At 45.5% G+C, this 22,240-nt stretch carries 14 protein-coding genes; 3 read left to right on the top strand and 11 right to left on the bottom strand.

The window, feature by feature from the left end:
* Window positions 1-101: 101 nt before the first annotated feature.
* From QZT80_RS16390 to panC, 3 genes are all read right to left on the bottom strand, one after another.
* Window positions 102-1,115, bottom strand: coding sequence for a lysylphosphatidylglycerol synthase transmembrane domain-containing protein (locus QZT80_RS16390; RefSeq protein ID WP_295124255.1), 1,014 nt, complete (start codon window positions 1,113-1,115; stop codon window positions 102-104).
* A gap of 28 nt (window positions 1,116-1,143) precedes the next feature.
* Complete coding sequence (gene panD, locus QZT80_RS16385) at window positions 1,144-1,488, bottom strand: aspartate 1-decarboxylase (RefSeq protein ID WP_295124252.1); 345 nt, start codon at window positions 1,486-1,488, stop codon at window positions 1,144-1,146.
* Window positions 1,489-1,582: 94 nt separating this feature from the next.
* Entirely contained in the window at window positions 1,583-2,425 is an 843-nt protein-coding gene (gene panC / locus QZT80_RS16380) for a pantoate--beta-alanine ligase (protein WP_295124249.1), read from the bottom strand.
* A gap of 110 nt (window positions 2,426-2,535) precedes the next feature.
* Here panC and QZT80_RS16375 point away from each other — a divergent pair, with 110 nt between their 5' ends.
* Genes QZT80_RS16375 through metK form a run of 3 tightly spaced genes read left to right on the top strand, consistent with a single transcriptional unit; the run spans window position 2,536 to window position 6,037 of the window.
* A complete protein-coding gene (locus tag QZT80_RS16375) occupies window positions 2,536-3,354 on the top strand; it encodes a glycogen/starch synthase (protein WP_295124246.1) in 819 nt (272 codons plus the stop codon).
* Window positions 3,355-3,387: 33 nt separating this feature from the next.
* Window positions 3,388-4,761, top strand: coding sequence for a DUF4270 family protein (locus QZT80_RS16370; protein ID WP_295124244.1), 1,374 nt, complete (start codon window positions 3,388-3,390; stop codon window positions 4,759-4,761).
* Between the two features lie 22 nt (window positions 4,762-4,783).
* A complete protein-coding gene (gene metK, locus QZT80_RS16365; RefSeq protein WP_295124241.1) occupies window positions 4,784-6,037 on the top strand; it encodes a methionine adenosyltransferase in 1,254 nt (417 codons plus the stop codon).
* A 151-nt stretch (window positions 6,038-6,188) separates the two neighbouring features.
* On the opposite strand, the gene QZT80_RS16360 is transcribed toward metK, so the two are convergent.
* The 8 genes from QZT80_RS16360 to QZT80_RS16325 form a co-directional block, all read right to left on the bottom strand.
* Window positions 6,189-6,962 carry a prolyl oligopeptidase family serine peptidase gene (locus QZT80_RS16360; RefSeq protein ID WP_295124238.1) on the bottom strand — a complete coding sequence of 258 codons (774 nt, stop codon included), beginning with the start codon at window positions 6,960-6,962 and terminating at the stop codon, window positions 6,189-6,191.
* Between the two features lie 3 nt (window positions 6,963-6,965).
* Window positions 6,966-7,676, bottom strand: coding sequence for a TolC family protein (locus QZT80_RS16355; protein ID WP_295124235.1), 711 nt, complete (start codon window positions 7,674-7,676; stop codon window positions 6,966-6,968).
* Window positions 7,677-7,678: 2 nt separating this feature from the next.
* Window positions 7,679-9,208: an O-antigen ligase gene (locus tag QZT80_RS16350; RefSeq protein WP_295124232.1), complete on the bottom strand. Its 1,530-nt coding sequence runs from the start codon at window positions 9,206-9,208 to the stop codon at window positions 7,679-7,681.
* A 125-nt stretch (window positions 9,209-9,333) separates the two neighbouring features.
* Complete coding sequence (locus tag QZT80_RS16345; protein ID WP_295124229.1) at window positions 9,334-10,569, bottom strand: glycosyltransferase; 1,236 nt, start codon at window positions 10,567-10,569, stop codon at window positions 9,334-9,336.
* Window positions 10,566-11,915, bottom strand: coding sequence for an oligosaccharide flippase family protein (locus QZT80_RS16340; protein ID WP_295124226.1), 1,350 nt, complete (start codon window positions 11,913-11,915; stop codon window positions 10,566-10,568). The genes QZT80_RS16345 and QZT80_RS16340 overlap by 4 nt, the downstream gene beginning before the upstream one ends.
* 11 nt (window positions 11,916-11,926) lie before the next feature.
* Complete coding sequence (locus QZT80_RS16335; protein ID WP_295124223.1) at window positions 11,927-13,042, bottom strand: acyltransferase; 1,116 nt, start codon at window positions 13,040-13,042, stop codon at window positions 11,927-11,929.
* A gap of 23 nt (window positions 13,043-13,065) precedes the next feature.
* Window positions 13,066-15,261, bottom strand: coding sequence for a Wzz/FepE/Etk N-terminal domain-containing protein (locus QZT80_RS16330; RefSeq protein WP_295124221.1), 2,196 nt, complete (start codon window positions 15,259-15,261; stop codon window positions 13,066-13,068).
* A 93-nt stretch (window positions 15,262-15,354) separates the two neighbouring features.
* Window positions 15,355-22,128, bottom strand: a complete 6,774-nt coding sequence (locus QZT80_RS16325) for a fibronectin type III domain-containing protein (protein ID WP_295124218.1) — start codon at window positions 22,126-22,128, stop codon at window positions 15,355-15,357.
* Between the last annotated feature and the right edge of the window lie 112 nt (window positions 22,129-22,240).

The following is a 22,240-nucleotide window of genomic DNA, read 5'->3' as shown; positions in this document are numbered from 1 at the left end:
ATATTAAGTTACGATCTTATTGGTTAACAAATGTTAGTGAAGTGTACCTAAATAAAAAAAGCCGCCTGTGCAGCGGCTTTTCAAATATAAAAAGTTTAAGCTCAGGCGGGAGTGGCGGCGGTATGTTTCTTAGCCACGGCAAGACCAATCACCGAATATATACCCAGTGCGAACACCAGGATGGTTTGTGCGCCCCAAACGATCCAGCCAAAAGCGTACCCGCTTGTTTCGTGTATATTATACAACAATAGGGTTTGCTGTATAAATATAGGATAAGCGCCAATACCACCTGGGGTAATGATCATCGCAATGCTGCCAAAGGAGAGGAGGGCCAGGCAAGCTTTGGGCCCCAGTTCGGAGGTTTCTTTCATACAGTAGAACCCGGCGTACAGCATTCCAAAGTACAATACCCATATAAGCACCGTATGAAAAATGAACCAGCCTTTCTTCTGCATTTTGCCGATGGAAAGAATACCTTCCATTACACCACGGATGAGGGCTTTTAATTTTATGGCCGCTTTGGAGCGGGCGAAACGTTTGAGTAAGAAGTAGATCAGGAATACCACCACCGCTGCAATACCGATCATCACCACCAGTTGCGAGCCATTTGCGCTGGCAATCTTATCAGACATAGGTGTCCATATCTTTTCTGAGAAGAATGTGCCTACCACATCGATTTGTACCATCACCGTAATGAACATCACCAGGATGAGGCAAAGCAGGTCAACCGCACGTTCAGCGATCATGGTGCCGATCAGTTTGTCGGCTGGTATTTTTTCGTAACGGGCCAATATGCCGCAGCGGGCAATTTCACCGAGGCGTGGTACGGCCAGGTTGGCCAGGTAACCGATCATTACGGCGTAAAAAGTATTGCTGGTTTTTGGATTGTAGCCGAGGGGGTGCATCAGTAACTTCCAGCGCACTGCGCGGACGAGGTGGCTGAATACACCGATAATAAAAGCAGGAATAACCGGCCAGTAGTTGGCCTGAAAAATAGAGTTTTTGATGTCCGTGCGCTGTTCAGGCGTAAGCGGACGAAGGGCCCACCAAATAAGCAATGCGCCTATGCCCAGGAAAAAAGCCGACTGCAGGATGTTCTTGAGCAATTTGGGCATGGATGCGGGTTTAGATGTTGAGATGTTCCTAGAGTTTGTTGCCCTCTTTCGGGAAAATCGCTACAGGTGTGTACTTTTTAGCTTCTTCGAAGTCCATAGTTGCATAGGAAATAATGATTACTATGTCGCCAGGTGCTACCAGCCGGGCAGCAGGACCGTTCATACAAATTACGCCAGAACCTCTCTTACCTTTAATGACATAGGTTTCGAGACGTTCCCCGTTATTTACGTTCAGCACCTGCACCTTTTCATACTCGATGAGGGTAGCAGCATCCATCAGGTCCTCGTCTATCGTAATACTACCTACATATTGTAAGTTAGCTTCTGTTACTACCGCCCTGTGGATCTTACATTTTAATACTTCAATTTGCATAATTCCGCGTGAATGTTTGCAAAGGTAGGACAAATTTAAGATACCAGGCAAGGGGAAAGCACAGATTGCCGGGTCTGCTCTTTCCCCCATTAAATTACAACAACATATTGTCAATCAACCGCACCTCGTTAAGTTTAGCGGCAGCCAACGCCACCATGCCTTCCGGAATAGGTGCCGACACCACACGAAGGTTGTTGGCGTCCGCCACTTCAATATAATCTACCAGGAACCCCTGTTTTTCCAGCGCAAGGATGGCATTTTGCTTTAAGTCGGGCAGGGGAGTACTGCCTATATTTTGCTTTAACCCCACCAACACATTATAGATAGCCGTAGCCAGTTTACGTTCATCAGCACTGAGGCGCATATTACGGCTGCTCATGGCCAGTCCGTCTGTTTCGCGGCGGGTAGCACAAATAACCAGGTTAACCGGCATCTGGGTAATTTCGAGCAGCTTCTTTACGATCATACATTGCTGAAAATCCTTTTGCCCCATAAAAAGCCCGGTTGGCTGGACGATTTCCAGCAATTTGTGTACAATTATACCGACCCCCTGGAAGTGATTAGGGCGATGTGCACCTTCCAAAACCGTTTCGAGGTAGCCGAAATCATAGTGACGATGTTCGCCATGCACCCCTTCCGGGTACATTTCGGCGACCGTGGGCAAAAAAAGTACGTCGGTACCAGCAGCTACCAGCTTAGATACATCCTCATTAATGGTAATTGGATACTTTTCGTAATCTTTTGGATCATTAAACTGAGTAGGATTCACAAAAATACTGCAAACCACTACGTCCGACTGCTCCCTGGCGGCGGTTATAAGCGAGATGTGCCCATCGTGAAGGGCACCCATGGTTGGAACAAAGCCTACAGTCCTTCCTGCCTTTTTTTCTGCTTCCAGGTGAAGCTGCAGACTGTGTATTTCCTTGAAAATGTACATATTCCTATACTTAAAAGGATGTTAAAAGTGACAAAACGACCTTTTTTACCTAAAAAATTAGTAGTTTTGCAAGCCAATTTAAAAACATCAGCATTAATAATCAGCATTAAATGTCCACAAAGAAAAGAATTCTTTTTATTGCCCAAGAGATGTCGCCTTATCTGGATTTGACTGATTATGCGGCTATAGTTAACAAGATGGCGATCAAGTCCAATGAGGCCGGCCTTGAAGTGAGGGTTATCATGCCAAGGTTCGGGATTATCAATGAGAGGAGACACCGTTTGCACGAGGTAGTAAGACTGTCAGGCATTAATATCGTGATTGATGGGGATGACTACCCGCTGATCATTAAGGTAGCTTCGCTGCCGAATGCTCGTTTGCAGGTATATTTCCTGGACAATGAAGATTATTTCAAACGTAAGACCGTTTTTAATGACGAGGACGAGAAGTTCTATGACGACAACGCAGCCCGGGCGGTATTCTTCTGTAAGGGAGCGCTTGAAACTGTGAAGAAATTTGGCTGGCCGCCGGACATTATTCATTGCAGCGGCTGGATGACTTCACTCATACCATTATATTTAAAGACTGCTTATAAGAAGGAGCCTGTGTTCGCGAATACCAAAACCGTATTCTCACTGGCACCTAACACCTTTAAGGAGAAATTGGGAGCGACTTTCCTGAAGAAGGCCACGATCAGTAACCTGGTGAAGGAAAAGGACCTTGAACCTTACAAAGAGGGAACCAATGCTGCTTTAAATAAGGGTGCTGCCAAATATGCAGACGCCGTTATTCTTGCCAGCGAAAAGTCGGATAAGAAGATCGTGGATGAACTGAAAGCTGAAAAAGGGAAGATTATAGTTCCGTATAAAAAAGACAATGAAGATCTTGCAGATTATCTGCAGGTTTATAATCAATTGCTTGGTAAATAACAATTCTAGACTGCATTTCTCAAACTTTTTTGCGTGAAGATCAATTTCAGGAATCTTTGTGGTGCGGTGGCCGTATTGCTGGCCATGTTTGCATATTCAGCCTGTAATAAAGCCACCATACTTGGTGCAGACCTCATACCCGGCGCGGACGATGTGAATGTTAAAGACACTACTATCACTAGTATTATCGCTCATAATATATATCGTACCGATTCATCTGTTTTTACCGGACAGGCAAATTATACCGGCGTAGTGGGTAGTATTACAGACGACCCAACCTTTGGAAGAACACAGGGCACCCTTTATACCCAGGTGAGCCTTCCAAGTTCTAATTTCTCCTTTAACGGTACTAATCAAACGCTTGACTCTATCATTCTCTACGTAGGTTATAACGGCTTCTATGGCGACTCCATGGCTAATCTTAAGCTGAACGTTTATAGGATGACAGAGCCTAAATTCCGGATTGATTCCAACTACCGTTACTACCAGCAACTGGGTGTAGACGCCGGTCAGCTTATAGGTAGCGCCACGGTTACGCCGAAAGGACTGAAAGACTCCATCAGCGTATATGGCGTTAAACAGGCACCGGCACTTCGTATTGCCATGACACCGGCATTCGGTAACCTGCTGTTGCAGCAAACCACTTCCGGCGCATTCGCGAACGATTCGTTGTTCCGCGACTTCCTCAAAGGTATGGCTATCGTGCCCGACACCAATGTTTTGGGCCGTAACCTGTTGTATCTAAACCTGGCGGCTACCAACACACGGTTGTCTGTTTACTACAAGAGTGCCGAGGAAGATTCACTGGTAACGAACTTTGCGTTCGACAGTTACGCTTCTGCTCACGCGAATTACTTTAGCCGAAACTTTACAGGGTCTGAGGCAGCTCAGTACCTGAACACCAATAATCCGGCGGGCGACAGCCTGCTGTTCCTCCAGGAAGCGCCTGGCATTTTCACCCGTCTTACCATCCCCGGCCTGGAATTTATTCCTAAAGCCGTGATTAATAAGGCTGAACTGGCCATCACCGAAGTAACGTTCGGCAGCAATCCTACCATGGACGGCATTTATACAGAGCCGGACAGGTTGATGCTTGCTCAGTATGTGAAAGCAGGAGAGGACACCGTTACATCACTGATAGATTATGGTAGCCCCACAAATCCTAACCTGGCTTATTTTGGAGGTCAAAGAACCGTCATTTCTGACTTCGGTGTGATGAAGGTTGTACAATATAAATTTAATATTGCACGGCATTTACAGTTGTTGCTCGATGGTAAAGACACCAACTTTGGTTTAAGGTTGGAAGCACTTTCATCTCTCAATATTGATTCCCGCCGCGTTAAGGTAGGGGGCGGTAACCATTCCACTTACAAGATGAAATTAAGAATTATTTACACCCAACTATAATAAGCCAAAATTCGAGTTTTTTATGCCGTATTTATTTACATCTGAATCAGTATCAGAAGGGCACCCAGACAAGGTTGCCGACCAGATATCTGATGCACTCATCGATAATTTCCTTGCATACGACGCCACTTCTAAAGTAGCTTGCGAAACGCTGGTAACTACCGGCCAGGTTGTGCTGGCAGGCGAAGTGAAATCCGATGCTTACCTCGATGTACAAGATATTGCCCGCGAAGTAATCCGTAAAATCGGGTATACTAAAAGCGAGTACATGTTCGAAGCTAACTCCTGCGGTATCCTTTCTGCTATTCACGAACAGTCGCCCGATATCAACCAGGGTGTTGAACGTAAAAGCCCGGAAGAGCAGGGTGCCGGCGACCAGGGTATGATGTTCGGTTACGCTACCCGCGAAACTGAAAACTATATGCCACTGGCACTGGACCTGGCGCACAAACTGCTGCTGGAACTGGCTGTACTCCGTCGCGAAAACAAAGACATTAAATACCTTCGTCCTGATGCTAAATCTCAGGTTACGATTGAGTATTCCGATGATAACCAACCCGTAAGAATCGATACGATCGTTATATCTACCCAACACGATGATTTTGACCAGGATGCATCTATGCTGGCTAAAATCAAAGAAGACATGATCAAGATTCTTGTTCCAAGGGTAAAAGCGAGCCTGAAGCCTGAGCTGCAGCCGCTGTTTAACGACAACATCACTTATCACATTAACCCAACCGGTAAATTTGTGATTGGTGGTCCTCACGGTGACACTGGTCTTACAGGCCGTAAAATCATCGTAGATACCTACGGTGGTAAAGGTGCTCACGGTGGTGGTGCATTCTCTGGTAAAGATCCTTCCAAAGTTGACCGTTCTGCTGCTTATGCAACACGTCACATTGCGAAGAACCTGGTAGCTGCAGGCGTTTGCGACGAGATACTGGTACAGGTTTCTTACGCTATCGGTGTAGCTAAACCTTGCGGTGTTTTCGTTAACACACATGGTACTGCTAAAGTAGGCCTCAGCGATGGTGAGATTGCGAAGAAAATCGAAGCCATTTTCGATCTGCGTCCTTACGCTATCGAACAGCGCCTGAAGCTGCGTAACCCAATATACAGCGAAACTGCTGCTTACGGTCACATGGGCCGCGAAAGCAAAGTGGTGACCAAAACTTTCAACGCTGGTAAAAAGAGCGAGAAGAAAGTAGAGGTGGAGCTGTTCACATGGGAAAAGCTTGACTACGTAGAAAAAGTAAAAGCTGCATTTAACTTATAATTCAGCCTTACCCATATTTTAAAGCGTCTTCTTCGGAAGGCGCTTTTTTTTGGGGTGGATGCGACTCTTGTGTTCACGGCTTAACCGTTAACCGTAAAAGAAAAGCGCCTCCTTTAGGGGAAGCGCTTTCGAAGTTTAGTTATGGAGGTAATTATGGTTCTTTTTTATACTGTAGCATCCATTCATAAATGCTCATTCCTTCCTGCCTGAACGCCGGATCATAAAACTCCTTCCAGCAGCAATGACGGTAAGGTGTAGTCGTTACCCTTGCCAGTCCGGGTTTGTATTTATTCGTGCTGTCGGCGTACCGTTGCGCTGTTTCGAGGAAGTTAATTTCTTCTTCGCCCCCGAAATACCAGCAGTGAATATTGGCCTTACTTACAAGATTAAACCGTTTTTCATTGGGAGCATCTATCGTTGCAGGCGACATGGGTACTGCAGCAGCGAATCGTCCGGATATTTGCTGGTTTTCCGTAATTGCCATCACGGTAGCCCATCCTCCTGCACTGTAGCCAGTTAGGTAAACCCTGGAAGTATCAACCCGGTATCGTTTGATCATTTGGTCGAGGACGTAATTCACCTGAACCGGGGTTAAACCCCATTCTAACGCCTGCGGGCAAACAACTATAAACTTATAGAGCTTGCCGTCGGCAGGGCTAACAGCGTCCAGCTTAGCACCTTTGTCGAGCCAGTAGGGTATACCTTCCAGTGCAAGTTTACCGATATCGGTACCGGCTTTACTTTTACCATGCAGGAACATAATAAGCGGATAACGCTCGTTGCCTGCCGCATAGTTATCCGGCAATTGCACCAGTGCCCCGTTATTGTGCCAGGGCGTAAGCTGAACATCCACTTTCTGCTGATTCTTTTGTGCCAGCAAAAAGCCCGGCAATAAAAGAAACAGCCAAAATATTGAAAACCTCATGTATTATTTTTGGGCCAGCACTTCATCCAGCTTCACGCCAATTACCTCTTCGATATCGATAATAGCCACGGCAAGATCTCTCTCCAGCGTTATTTTCTTCACCAATTCAGTATTATAACGTTTAGAAGCAGCCGAATATGCGTCATAATCGATGCTACCGGTAGTAAACTTCTGTTCTGCCTGGGTGAAAGCCGCCAGATCATCTTCAGTCAATTCGCTTTGAAGGCGCAGCAATTCTTTTTTCAGCAGGTAGTCTTCATAGCGGGTAAGAACTAATGCACGGGTGCTGAGTTCCATCGTCTCTTTTTTAGCAACAGCTACGGCGATATCCATACGGGCCATTTTTGCTTCAGCAGGTTTGCCGAAGAAAGCGCCTAATGGAACGTTAATAGCGACGTTCCAGAGTGGAAAATAAAGGTTACCGTATTGAGCCTGATCCACCTTACCAATAGTGATTTCGTTGAAGTTTATGCTAGCCGTGATCATATCTAACCACGTAGAGTTTACTTTCTTTACACTGTACTGAGCTTTTCTTTTAGTAGCGTCAATTTCCTTAAAAGAGGGGTTTTTTAAAGCAAGTTCTACCAACCGTTCACGAATATCCGCAGCGGGAGCAGTATTAGCCGCCGGAGCATTCGTTTTGGCCGGAACCTGTGCCATAACGCATACGGATGAGAATACGGTCAGACACAATAGAACGGATACTTTTTTCATAATTAGACTATTTTATTGGGTGTTGAAATACTTTTCGTGTTTTCTTTTGTTTTGTCAAATGTGTGCAGCTTCACCATTACCGCCAGCGAACCGTAAAAAAGGAAGGCCCCTGGTATTTGCCCGATAGCCACCTGCGCATAGTGCGCAACAATGATGGCGAAGGTAGTGGCAATTGTAGCTACGTAATAATACTTGATCTCCGGATCGCGGCATTTATAATAATTTCGTACGCCCACCTGCAGCATGATAAAGTATAGCAGGCAGGTAAGTCCTAATCCGATGTATCCCACTTCCAATGCACTTTTTAAATAACCACTGTCCGGAGGAAAGCCAGCCAACGGGTGCCCGGGATTGTATACTTCGCCCTGTACCCCACAGGTAGCCAGACCACCACCCAGCGGATGCGCATAAATATATGGCTGTATATAATGCCTGTTTACATCCCTGATATTAAACGACTCGTCTTCGGAAAACTCAAAGGTAGAGCGGATACGGTTAATCGTACCGTTACTATGGAAGGGACCGAATATCACCACTACAAACAGCATCAGGAACACAACGGTAAACGCTAGTGTTTTTTTACTGGTGATGGTCATCAATATATAAAGAACTATCCCTGCAGGCAACATGGCATAGGCAGTACGTGTACCGGAATAGGCCATACCCAGCGCCATAAATAAACTGCCTGTCAGCAGCCATTTTCGGTATCTTTTAGATACCGGCCCCATGGCCATAATCAGCGCAAATATAACCATATTCGCCATTAAGATACCATAGGATGTAGGGTCTGACAGAAACGAGAACTTACGCATGGTGCCACCCTGGAAATATAGGGCGTACTTATGGGGATCGCTCGTTACCCAATGCTCTTCAAAAGGAAGTAGTCCATACCATTCCTGGAAACAGCCATAAACGCCAGACAGGATAGAGAAGCCAAGAATTACCTTGAAGAATACCTTTATATCTTCGAAACTGTTGAATATGTGCAAACAGATGAAATAGATCATCAGGAAGTTCAGGAACTTACGAAAGGTAAATATCCATCCGCCAAGCGAATACATAGATGGATTGAACGCCTCTACCAGCAGGAACGCTGCGTACAGCATATACATGTACGTGATGGGGTTCTTCGATTCTTTGAAGTACTTACCTTTGAGGATCGTTTTGCGGAAGTATATGCCGATAAATGTAGTGGCTATAAGTATGTCGATGAGGATACCTACCGGCAACACGTCATCGATCATCCTGTTGAGGTAAAATACAAAGTACGAGGCCGCAGTAGCGATATAAAAACCCAGGGTGGTATCAAACAAACAAATCATTACAGCTCCGCCGCCAATAAGCAATCCCATCACCCCAACACCTACCAGTATATTTATTTTGGCTATTGCAAAAGCAAACAACAACGCAGCAAAAAATAGAATTATGTAACCCAACGGAGAGTTGAGTTTATTAATAACCACTTGCAGGCGTAACACCTCTTTTACCCTATCCTTTATACCGCCTTCGGTATTTCCTAATAATTGTGGCACGGTATCGGTTTAAAGAAATAAAATCTTGATGCCCATAAATACGATCACGAACAGGATAAACGCTGTTACAATGATCTCGAGTATGGTTTCGTCACTAAATCTGTTATCGCTCATTACATTCTTCTTTACAGCGCCGCGGCTTTGCGGGAATTGTTCCTGCTACGGCCAGGCAGTTCAAAATAATGTTTGCTCATTTCCTCTACACTGTTCTCCCAAGTGTGCGAAAGGGCGAACCCGATCCTGTTTTGCACCACCTCGGCACTAACCGGGGTGGACAGTATCAGCCCGATCTGCTGTACATACTCCTCCGCATTCCGGCAAAGATAAGTGTACGGCGCGAACATTTGCATAGCTACTGTTTCTGTAGCCACCACGGGCTTACCCATGGCCAGATACTCGTCTACTTTACGAGGATAGTTACCTACAGTCATCGCATTTAAGGCCTGGGGATTGATGCAAACGTCAAAGTAATGTATAAAAGCCGGCAGCATGCTCACTGGTTTACTCCCCGTAAAATGAACATTTGGCAGGTTATGCAGGCTGCTGGCCTGGAAGTTTTCATCTTCAGGGCCCACCAGTACAATGTTCCAGTCGGGCCTGGCCGATGCAATATGTTCCAGTATGCTGATATCCAGGCGGGAAGTGAGCAGCGCACCTACATAACCGATAATGGGACTGCTAATCCCGTCCAGCTCAGCGGGGCGGCCTGGCACCTCAGGTTTGGTAAACAGTTCAAATTCACATCCCTGTCCGATATCGTAGGAGCGGGGATTGTGTTGACGTGCATAGTCGGCCAGGTAGGCAGAATTAGCCACCACGAGGTCCGCCTTTGCCATTAATTTTGCTTCGAGGCGTTTGCCCTGCTTACCAAAATAAGGCTGGCTAACCAGGTTATCCCTTATATAGTAAATAGTATTTTGCACACCAGGCAGCAATTCCTGCATATAAAAGTTGCGGAAGAAATCATTGTCGTTAAACAGCACTACATCCTTAAAACCCAAGCGCTCCATCGCTATGGCCACTTGTTTTGCTATACGTTTGTTATTGATCTTGTTAAAAAGATCGAACAACAATGCAGTCGGCATCCAGTTGGCCGATTCCAGTAAGGTACGCGGATTGAGCGTCCATAACTGCGGTGCTATTTGCTGGATATCATCAGTTTCGCCATGAAGACTTTTAATACGGTTCTGGATATCCGGCTCATTACGCAGGCGAATAGCCGATATCCTGTCCAGCGCACGGTTCACGTACAGTACGCGATTGTGCTTGGCCAGCTCCCAGGCAATGTTTTTACAGTTGCTGCCGATGGTGATATCCCACGACTGCATGCCCACCACCACTATATCTTTCCCTGTTATCATCTTGCTTTCAATTTTAATAAAAACCTTTGTTGAAATAACTGGTACATTTCCGGGTAGAACTGGAACATGTATTTGAAGCAGTTGGTTATACTCGCATTGAACTTCTTAAAGAGTATAGCTGAAGTGATAATAAAACAAATGAGGTAAGAAGTCATTGTGCCATAAGCCGCGCCTACAATACCAAATTCCCTTGCAAACACGCTGCATATCCCGATATTGATCACTGCAATAATAGTCATCACCAGGAAGTTAGTTTTAGGAAAACCAGTAGAGTCCATGATGGTACCGAACTGCTTGATAAAAGGCAGAAACATGCCATAAGCCATCGTCAGCTGTAGCAAATAAGCCGCCTCCACATATTCGCCACCTCCTACAATGCCAAGAATAAATTTCGGGAGCAGGAAGATAAAAAGACTGCCGGGGACGCAAATTGCCATTACCACTCCCACGGCCTTTTCATAGAAAAACTTCACCCTTTCAATATTGCCTTCCCGCATTACTTCCGCACTTTTGGGGAACAGTATGTCGCCCAATACCTGGGAAGGTACATCCACCAGGTTAGAGATGCGTACACACACACCGTAAAGCGCCACAGCTGCCGCTCCGTGTACAGAGGATACGATAAACTGATCGGTATTTCTGAATACGGAAGCGCTGAGGTTAGTACCGAACACATACTTACCGAAATGCCACATCCTGGCCAGCCACTCCTTACTATAAATGAACTGCTTACGCAGGAACCGGCGTGCGAAAATATACGAAGTAAGCGTGCCTAATACGATGCCTGCGTTGAAGTAGATGATCAGCCTGATAAGGTCCACATGCCCATGCACAATAAAATCGATGCTGATCATTACAAAAGACGTACCCTGCCTCACCAGGTAAGCCCAGAAAACACCTTTAAAATCCGCATTAGCATTCTGCACCCATTCAAAATGAGAGAAAGGGATGAGCAGTAACATGCCAGGTAAAAAGAGGAATATCACATTAGATAGGGCAGGAGCCTTTAAAAAGACACTGGCTGGCACTATCGTTATTGCCAACAGCAGGGCAATACCAACAGTTATAAATACATTGAGGCAAAGCGCAGCGGAGTTTACATAAACATGTTCTGACTTCTCAGCACTGTTCAGGTACTTGATCACCGCATTTTTTATCAGTGAGGTACGGATTGTTTCTATATAACCTATAAAAATCAGGAACAGGCTCCATACTCCCATTTCAGGCTTACTCATCGAACGAGTTAACATGATAACGGTGCCGAACCCAAAAAGCACTACTGTAAGCTTTTGCAAGCCGCTGTAGACGCCTGATTGTAGCCAATATGAATATTTCTTTTCGCTCATGGATCTTAACCTTACGCAGGTTGTTGTTTGGGGGTGGATGAAGATGTTTTTACGGGTTCTGGTTTATCAAGGCTGTAGAGCCACCATGCACCGATCTGCATGGCAATATTGTAAACCATAATAGGGATAACCAGCGCAAAAAACAAGCAGATCAGCAGCATTACGGGCACGTAGGTAATGCCGGCCTTCACCAACATAACCCTGGTGGCCGAGGCAACAAGCACATGCGATACATAAATATACAGGGAGTGAAAGCCGATGACACGCAGTATCTTCATCACATTATACTTCTGAAGCATAAAGGCAATATTGGCCATAAATGCACAGCCGGAAACAGCTATTAAGGTAAACAGCATTGGCTGATAAGCCTCTACGTACTCATAGTCGCCCTTCTCCAGGTTTTTTTCCAGGAAATAATACTGGCCAATGATAAATACAGGCAGTAACACCGCAAACGTTTTCCAGGATGCATACTTAGCATACATTTCCCTGTTCAGCAGTTTATCTGAAATAAGATCACCCAATGCAAAGAACACATAATAGTGTAACAGATCATAACCAAAACCCAGGTCAATCTTCTTTACCGATAGCCAGCTGGAGAACAGGAAAGCCGCAACGCCCAGGGCAAGCTGATGCCAGATCTTAAGGCGAAGTTTTTCGCGGGTAATAATATACAGTACCGATACATTAAACAGCGCATATAGGTACCAAAACTGGTCGATTCGCCTCGGGAACACGAAAATGTACCAGAAGTCATTTACGGTCCTGTCGGCATTTACATAACCGGCCAGCAACAATTGCAGCGTAACTTGTATCAGCGACCATACCATGTATGGCCAGAAAAGGGTGCTGAACTTGTTGTTGATCAATGTTTGTACACTTCTCTTCTTTAAACTCTTCCCAATAAATACACCGGAAAGAATAAAGAATAGCGGCATACGGAAACTATAAAAAATAATATTAGCATGTTCGAGGTAGGCAAAGTTTTGCCCAGACAGTCCGGCGCGGGATATACCTTCATATATATGGCGGTATAACACCAGCATGATAGCAATGCCACGTGCATAGTCTACCCAGGGGAGCCGGCTGTTGTTAACAATATCTGTATTAAATAACTTAAGCTTCATGTTAAGGTTTCAAAGTAGCAAGGCTAGAGGTCGATATTCTCGAGCTCTACATAGTTCAAGATAGCACCTGTGTATTTACCATTCAATCCCTGCAGGAATGCAATTGTTTCCTTATCGGTTTGTTTGATCGTGGACCTGGCCGACACAACAGAAATTACAGTATCTGCATAACGAAGCAATTCTTTACTATCTGCACGGTTGTTTAATGCCGGGCCTTCCATGAAAATGAAATCATATTCTGTGGTAAGTAACGGAAGATAGTTAAGTACGTTGTTCTCTCCCAGTACTTCAGCCGGCGTATAGTCGCCACCTTTAGAACCGATAATATCTACATGTTCAATACTTGTTTTGCTGATGATCTTCCTCAGCTTTTCCATGCTTACATTGTTATCCGGGGCGCTAAATCCTTCAAGATTTTCGGCGGCTTCAAACTCTTTTGTGAGTGTATTGTTGGGGAAGTTGGTATCAATGATAAGCACTTTCTTTTTGCTTACGCTAAAGCTGTGCGAAAGGGCTTTGATGATCGTCGACTTACCTTCCTGCGGCCTTGCGCTGGTAATCAGGAATATCTTATGACCACTCTTTTCAATCTCGTAACGCAATTTACGGATATGCTCTCTGAAGGTATTGCTTGCTTTATTCTTTTGATCGGCGCTATCGAATATATCATTAAGATTGCCTTTTTTCAGGTTTAATTTATTGATTACGCTCAGTTGCTTCAAATCAATAATTTTCAGGTACTGAGAAGGAGTTTTGATAGACACGTCGATATACTCCAGGAATATGATGGCAATACAGCAGAAAACGAACATAGTCATGCCAGCCAGGCCAAGTATGATCAGGCGTTTTGACGGCTCTGGTTCTACAGCGGGCTGCCCGAAGAGAATCTGGCGGAAGTCGTCCATTGGCGCCACCTTATTATTCATTGCCGCATCGTAACGGCTCTTCACGTTCTCATATTCACTCTGTGCAAGATCCAGTTCCTTCTGCATAGCCATATTGTCGGCGTTGCGGGAAGCTGCGCTGTACACGCCAGCGTTAAGGCTGGCAATTTTCCTCTCCAGGTCATAAATGTTCTGCTGTGAGGTTTTGATCTGAATTTCCAGTTCTGACTTTTTCTGCTGCAACTGAGCCCTGGTAAGTCCACCAGAGGCTGGAGCGCTGCCAGCGCTATTCATGGAAGCAGCTTTGTTCTGGTATTCCGTTTTCAGGCGTTGGTATTTATTAAAAAGTTCTTTGTCGTTGGAGCCCTTGTTCTGGTATTCCTGGAAGGCAGCATCCCGCTCGTTCCTTATGCGGATAAGGTCTGCACTGGCTGTACTGGGAGCAGCAACCGTAGCGGCGTTGGTGCGGTCCATTTCGCCAATCGCTCTTACCACATCCGCCAGCCCCAATTGAGAAGAGTTAAGGAGCGTTTTCTCGTCCGACAACTTCACCTCGAAAGTACTTACCTGCGTAAGCTTGCTGGTACTTTCCACAGAAACGTCTACTCCACCTTTAAGCCTCAGTTGCTGGATTTTACCGTCCAATACTTCCTTTTTCTGCTCAGACAGTTTGGCCAGGGTTTCAATAGATTGAGAGTTCTGTTGCGTGCGGGAAGACTCGTTGTTACGAAGGAACTCTGCGCAGCCCTGGTTTACCATGTAGGCAGAAAGCTCGGGATTGCTGGAGTTGTATTCAACGTCGAGGTAATCGGTACGTTGTACGCGGCCTACGAAAAGCATTTTCTTAATGCTTTCGAGGTCGTACTTGTATAATTTAATCAATTCCAGGATTTTCCGCTCTTCGGGATTGTAGGAACTGAGGAGGGTTTCTGATGAGTATTTTTCTTTTAATACCGTAATCACAGCAGGGGCGGAGAGGCGAAGTTTTCCTTCTTTCTCTTTTTCCTCGGCAGTTAACTTGCGGAAAGCTTTTGAAGGGGTTTCAAGATCGTGCAGCATTACACTGTACGACAACATGCTTAATACTTTAGATGACCGGAAGGCTTCCGTTACGTTGTTAAACTTTACGTCGATCTCGTAAATGTTAAATCCTTCGTCAGTTTTAAGTTTCACCTGGTCGGTAGTGGTGAAACCTGTGGCCAGCTGGGCCACGGAGCGGTACAAACGTTTTTCGTTAATGGTCAGAACGAAGGCTAACAAAACTGCCAGAATTGTACTGATAATGATCAGCCACTTCTTGCGTAACAACGATTTAATCAGATAAATCAGATCCATATTAGTAATAATGACAAAGTATGAAATACTATAATTTATAAAGACTGAAAAAATCCGGTTCAACACCGGATTTTTTCAGTCGGGTATGACTACTTATTTTTTAATGAGCTTAATAGTTTTTACTGATTTGTTGTCAGCAATCACTTCCAGGAGATAGAAACCAGTTGCATTTGCGGTGCTTCCAAATTCAACTCTGAGGTTATGCCTGCCCACTCCCAAATCACCTAGTGCTTTACCGAATACCTGTTTACCTGACAGATCGAACAACCGTACAGCAACTCTCTTGCTGGTGCCTTTATTGTCGAGGTTCAGGGTAACCGCATCTTTGAACGGATTTGGATATACCTGGTTTACTTCGAGTTTGTTATCGTTTTCTTTCTTATTAAACGCATAATCAATGATCGTAGTACTCTGAGTATTACCTACCGCAATTGTGCGGGCATTGATAGTCTGAGACTGGGTTGCTTCGTCTTTTGCTTCGTAGCCGTGGATAACCAGGGCACCGATGTAACCATAAGAAGAAGTAGCTCCAAGTGAGATTGTAATTTCCGCCTCACCGTTAGCATCCGGCCTGATATCTGTCAACTGAACCGTGTTGTTTACGTTCTTAGCACAGTTCAAAGATACACTCTTACCGTTTACAGTGTATACAGTAGTTCTGTCTCCATCACCATCACGGCTACCGAAGAATACGAAAGTGTAAGATTGTGAAAGGTTAAGACCGGTCACTTTCAGTTTGCTGGTTACACCAACATCCAACCACCAGGTGCTCCTGATCACGTTGTCCGGGAATACACCAGAGTTGTTGCCGGTTACCATACCAAACGGATTCTCGCCGCTGAAGTCTTTCGTAACTTCTACTGAAATACCGGAGTTATTACCTTCATCGTTGAACAGCAGGTACTTATCGTTCAGCTGAGGAACGTTGTTGGTGTTGTTCCAGGGTGAACCAGCCGGGTTGTCACGGTTGAAGTTCATGTAGATAGAGTAGGCGTAAGTAGCGGCGTCAGCCAGGTTACTATATTCTGAATTAACAGTACCTACTTTAGTTCTTACTTTATAGTAGTATTTAGCATTGGTGGCCAGGCCGTTATCTGTGTAGCTGGCAGTTGTACCAGAAACAGTAGTCAGCAGGTTGAATGTACCATCAGCGCTTGTAGACCTGTAGATCTCGTTAGCCGTAGCACCGCTTGCCTTGTTTGCCCATGTAAGACCAATTGATGTTTTGGACTTGCTGGTAGCTGTAAGGTTAGACGGAGCCAAAGGCACACCATTGTCTTCATAAGACTGGATTACCAGTGCGTTAAGGTAGCCGTAAACTGCCGCGCTGTTTTTCTTGAAGCTAAATTCAATTTCACCGCTTGCATTCGGGCTAAGACCATTTATCTGAACAGTGTTAGCAGTGTTGCTTGCTGCGTTCAGGGAAACTGTTTGGCCGCCAGCAGTGTAATCAGTCGTCCTGTTGTCTACCACAGCGCTACGGCTGCCGAAGAATACCAGGTTGTACTTCCTGTCTGTAGCCAGACCTGTAAGCCTGAAGCGTTTAGCGGCACCAGAACCATCGTAATAAGAAGACTGCATTACCGCATCAGGATAAATACCAGTGTTACCACCTGTAGTTGCACCGAGGGCGTTTACACCTTCGATAGCGTCCAGCTGGGTGATTGTTACACCGGAACCGGCACCGTTTTCATCTACCATATTAGTGATAGCACCGTTAACGGCAGGCACCCTGTTGTAGTTGTTCCATGGCGATCCTGCAGGTGATACTTCATTGAAGTTCACGAAGATAGCTGTAGTGGAAGCATCTTTAACTGTGATTGAGAATGTAGTGGTATCACCGTTACCGAAGTTGTCGGTAGCTTTGATTTTCACGTTGTTATAAACACCAACCTGAGTAGCGTTAGGAGCCAGGGCCAGGTTACCGGTACCGTCACCGTTGTCGGTAAGGGTAGCGAAGGCAGGCAGGTTAATACCGCTAAGCGCAACCACTGTACCTGGATCTACTTTCACGTTTACAGCAATATTCTGAGTAACATTTGATTTAATGTTGATATTGCTGATGTCTGTAAGAACCGGAGGTTTGCTGGTAGTAGCGATTTGCACAGTGTCGCTGTAAGCAGAGAAGCCGTAGCTGTTGTATGCCCTAACAGTATAGTAGTAGCTAGAACCACCAGTTGCGGTGTTATCTGCGTAGCTGCTGGCGTGTGCATTGCTCGCGCCTGGGTTCAGCAGGGTGTAAGGACCAGCGTGGCTGGTAGCTCTGTACACTTCATAACCATTATCGTTGTAAGCAACAGGCAGCCAGTTAAGACGTACACCAGTAGCTACTTCGGTAGCAGTAAGGTTATTTGCTTTAGCAGGAACAGAATGGTCGTCGTAAACCGCTTCGATCACCAGTGCGTTCAGGTATGCATAAACTGAACCTGTACCGTTCTTCAGATCGATGGTTACTTCACCGTTTGCATCTGCAACTACGTTGGCAATGTTAACGGTATTCTGCGTATTACCTGCAGCATTCAGAGACACTGTAGTTGCACCGATGGTGTAAGTAGAGGTTCTGTTATCGGAAACGCTGCCGCGGCTGCCGAAGAAAGTAAATTTGTAAGTGTAATTAGGGTCTGTGTTCAAACCAGTCACTTTCAGTGTCTGTTTGTTAGTACCAGTCCAGTAAGCAGACCTCATTACGTTATCAGGGAACACACCGGAGTTGTTGCCGGTAGTGCCACCTAACAAGTTAGTACCGTTGCCCTCGTTCTGCCAGTTAGACATGATCCTGATACCAACACCAGTTACTGTATTGGTTGAATCTTTCAGGTTGGCGAACACATCGTTAATAGCTGGTACCTTGTTGGTATTGTTCCAGAAGCCCGTAGCTACACCGGTTGCAGAGCCATCAGTGAAGTTTACGTAGATGCTGCTGTTAGGTGTAGAAAGACTAACACTCAGGTTAAACGTTTGGGTATCTGTACCGCCGTTGTCATCATTCACTGTTACCGTGATTGGATAAACACCTGCGTCAGCATAAGAAGTGGCTGCAGTAATAGTCGCCGTTCTGCCATCGCTGTTAAAGGTTGCGAAAGAAGGAAGGCCAGTTACGTTCCACTCGATCTCATCATTCACATTGGCATCTGAAACTGTAAGCGGAATGCTTATAGAGCTACCACCTTTCACCGTTGCTGGTGCAATAGTGCCCAGAGCAGGAATGTAGTTATCAATTACTACCAGGCTAAAGGAAGTAGTAGCCATGCCACCATGTTCATCCGTAGCAGTTACGCTAATGTTATTGTAAGTACCCAGACTGGCGATAGTAGGTACGATGTTGATCGTAGCAGTACCATTACCATTATTCTGGAATGTAGCAAATACAGGCAGGTTGGCCGTAGTCAGTGTAAGCGCCTGGTTGTCAGGGCTGTTAGCTGTTACGTTCAACGTCAGCGGTGTAGTATAATGGATCGCCTTATTAGTAAGCTGTGTGATAGTTGGAGGATTGTTCAGCGCAGTAGCACTTGCTTCTGCAGAGTAAACCGAGGCTCCACCTGCGTTTTTAGCGCGCAGCTTGTAGAAGTAAGTAACGTTAGAGAACAAGGCAGTATCTGTATAGCTGGTTGGCAGTGCACCAGTTACTTCAATTGTTTTGTGCAGTTTGAAGTTGCTGTTGTTGTTTACAGACCTGTAAAGTTCGAAGCTGGTTACGTCGGTACCGTTGTTCGTCCATGTAAGACCTACTGAAGTAGCAGAAGCAGCTGTTGCTACCAGATTAGCCGGTGCAGCCGGTGCTGCAGGCAGCGCCAGGGTTTTCGCAAAACCGTCGCCATCAGGGAACAGGGAAGCAGCCAGCGTGGTTTTATTAATAGTTGGACCACTTGGAGAAGAGTAACGAAGATCAAGCAGCGAAGAACTAGCCCCGTTGAAGTGACGCACTTCAATCGTATGCAGACCTGCGATTAACGGAACATTTGCACTTCTTTCTATGTTCTTGTCAGCCACAGTATTATCTAACCAACGAACGCCGTCGATGTACAACTGTGCAGCATCATCAGCCCTCAGATAGAAAATGTAGTTACTGCTGGAAGTTGCGATATTCAGATGACCTGTGTATACAAGTCCGTAGTTAGTGCTGCGGTCGCGCATACCCATACTAACGGTCGTAACATTACCGGTTTTCTTCGGTGTCAATGCAGCGAAGTCAGGCATTGCGGCAGGAGCGCTGGTAAATTCGTAATACTTGTAATCAAGTCCTGCAACAAGCGTATTGAATGCGGAACTACCGGCAGCGTTAATCGCTTTAACCTTGTAGTAGTACTCTTTAGAAGGAGCAAGGCCCGCATCAGCATAAGAAGTAACATTCGCACCTACAGTACCAACGGTAGTATAAGTACCAGTGTAAGTAGCAGAGCGGTAAATCTCAAATCCTGTTTCGTTATCGCTGTTGTCTGTCCAGGTAAGATTAATGTTATTGTAAGAAGAAGCAGTTGCTTTCAGCTGCGTGGGTGCTGCTGGCACTACACCGGCTGAAGCTTCGTTCTCAACAAACTGTGTAACCGGAATTTCCTGACGAGAGTTACCAATACCTGTTGGAGTATTCTTCCAATACAATCTTATACTGGCAGAACCCGTATTTTCGGTATAAGATATCTTAATCGGATAAGTTCCGGCAGCCAGGTTAATAGTACCTGTAGCAGTACCTGCGGTAGTGCGGGTATTTACAGTTGTACCGTTGATCACCACAGCAGCACCGTCGTCGCTCACAGTTTCAAAAGTGTAGTTACCGCTTGCTGGTATCTTGATAAAACCTTCCCACATGATGCCGAAGTAATCGGCCTGAGTGGCAATCGTAACATCCGGCCTTGGAGAAATACCAGTTGCTGCTGGTGTTTGCAGACTAAAGTCAGGGATGGCAGAGTAAGTGGTAGAACCAGGGTAATATTTCCATTTCAGGCCAGTCTGGTATGCGAGCGCAGCCACCTGGTTACTTGCGGGAGATACGTTACCGGTGAGGTCTCTTGCTTTAACAACGATATTGTAAAGCTGACCTTTTACCAGGTTATACACCGTTGCCGTTGTTTTGTCACCGGCAACACTGTAAGATTTAGTACCATTAATATAGATATCATAGTTGCTAACTGCAACATCATCCGTAGAGGCAGTCCAGGTAAGAACCATGAAACTACCGGCATTACCGGCGATAGTAAGATTAGCAGGAGCAGTAGGTGCCACTTCGTCATTCAGTGTTGTACCTGTACCTTCTGCACTTTTCGGTGAACCACCGTTGTTGTTCACCGCCCTCACTACATAATAGTAAGGAGTGTTGGCGTTCAGGTTGTCATCTACATAAGAAAGCGTGTTAGCTACTACTGTATCGATAAGTGTATAAGCTCCGCCCGGTGTTGAAGCACGGTAAATCTCGAAACCAGTTTCTGGGTTTGGAGCGTTCGGATTTTTAACCCAGTTAACTTCCAGCTGTGTTTTAGAAACTGGCAGTACAGATACGTTGGAAGGAGCAGCAGGAGCATTAGCACCATTTGCGTTTACAACAGTATAAGGGGTAGAGAAGTCGGAAGAGCAACCATATTGCTCAGTTACTTTAACGGTATAAGATCCCGGAGTGCTTACAGTAAGCGTATTGGTAGTACCAAGTACGGTGTTGTTAGCCACATTTTTCCAGGAATAAGTTGCGTAGGTAGAAGGTACCTGCAGGGTAACGCTGGTTTTACCATCAGGTGCAGGGATTACGCGGCTCTGTAAACCAGCTAATGTAATAGCAGGAGGCACAGTTGGCGTTTTGATCTTAATAACTACCGGGATAGGGGAGTAGTAAGACCAGGTAGAGCCTCTTTTAATACGGGCATCATAAGTACCAATAGAGTTTACGGCGATGGTATTACCGGTAGCACCAGGAATAACCACACCGTTTTTACGCCATTCGTAGCCGTCGAAACCGGCAGTAAGGCCTAAAGTAAGATTGATCGCATCACCAGGACAGAATTCTGTTCTGCCTGTAAGTGGCCATGGATTAGTTTTGTTGGCCCTGTTAACGTTCGGGAAGAAGTCTGCTTCAGCCCATGCTTTGTTCCATGAATCGTGACCATTCTGAGGGTAGATGCTCAGCTTCATGTTTGCACCTGCAGCCAGGGCGTTATTATATACGTCTGTAGCAGTACCTGGATCTGGATTTTTATCCAAACCACCCTGGAACTGCCAGATGGGGGTATATTTGTAAGAGTTAACACTGTTCTTAAAAGACAAGGAAGCCGCACTAATGGGGCTTGCACCGGCAATCAGTTTAGGATAACCGATCAAAATTTCCCAAGTAGCGCTACCACCACCAGATAAACCTTCAACATAAATCCTGTTGATGTCCACCTTAGCCTGCGGAACGAAATAGTTGTTGATCAGGATGTTTAACCTATCGTAATCACCAGCTCCGAAGAAGCCGGAAGTATTTTGAGGATAAACCAGGAAACCGTCGAAATCACCGTTATCCACTTTATTCATGTGTACCTGGCCACCATGGTAAAGCTGGAACTCATTATCATAAATGGTTCCTTTTTCACCCACACCGTGGAAGAAGATGATCATCGGATAAACCTTTCCATCGTTCACACCGTGTTGGTATGACTTAGGGAATTTTACCCTAAAGGCTCCTCCGTTGAAGTAATAAGCCTTGTAAGAGGATGTGTTCCAGTTCAAACGGTTCGTTTTTACCCATTTGGCGAGTACACCCCAGGCCGGCGTTGCTGGCGGACTGGCTGCGTTGTAAACTACGATGGGGTCATTGGGGTTGAGAACTCCCGTTTGCGCTTTAACCACAAATGCACTGGCAAGCAGTACAATAGAAAGCAGTAGGCGGTAAAGTTGTTTCATAATTATTAATTGGCTCCTTGAATAAAATAGCATTTTTCAAAGCACACCATAGTAACATCTCACAATGAGGATACTACTGCTGGCGCAGCTTTTCAAGGGAATGGCCAAAAAA

Source organism: uncultured Chitinophaga sp., assembly GCF_902168175.1.
Taxonomy (GTDB): Bacteria; Bacteroidota; Bacteroidia; order Chitinophagales; family Chitinophagaceae; genus Chitinophaga.
Note: the sequence above shows the minus strand (reverse complement) of the source record. Positions and strands in the feature narration are given on the sequence as shown.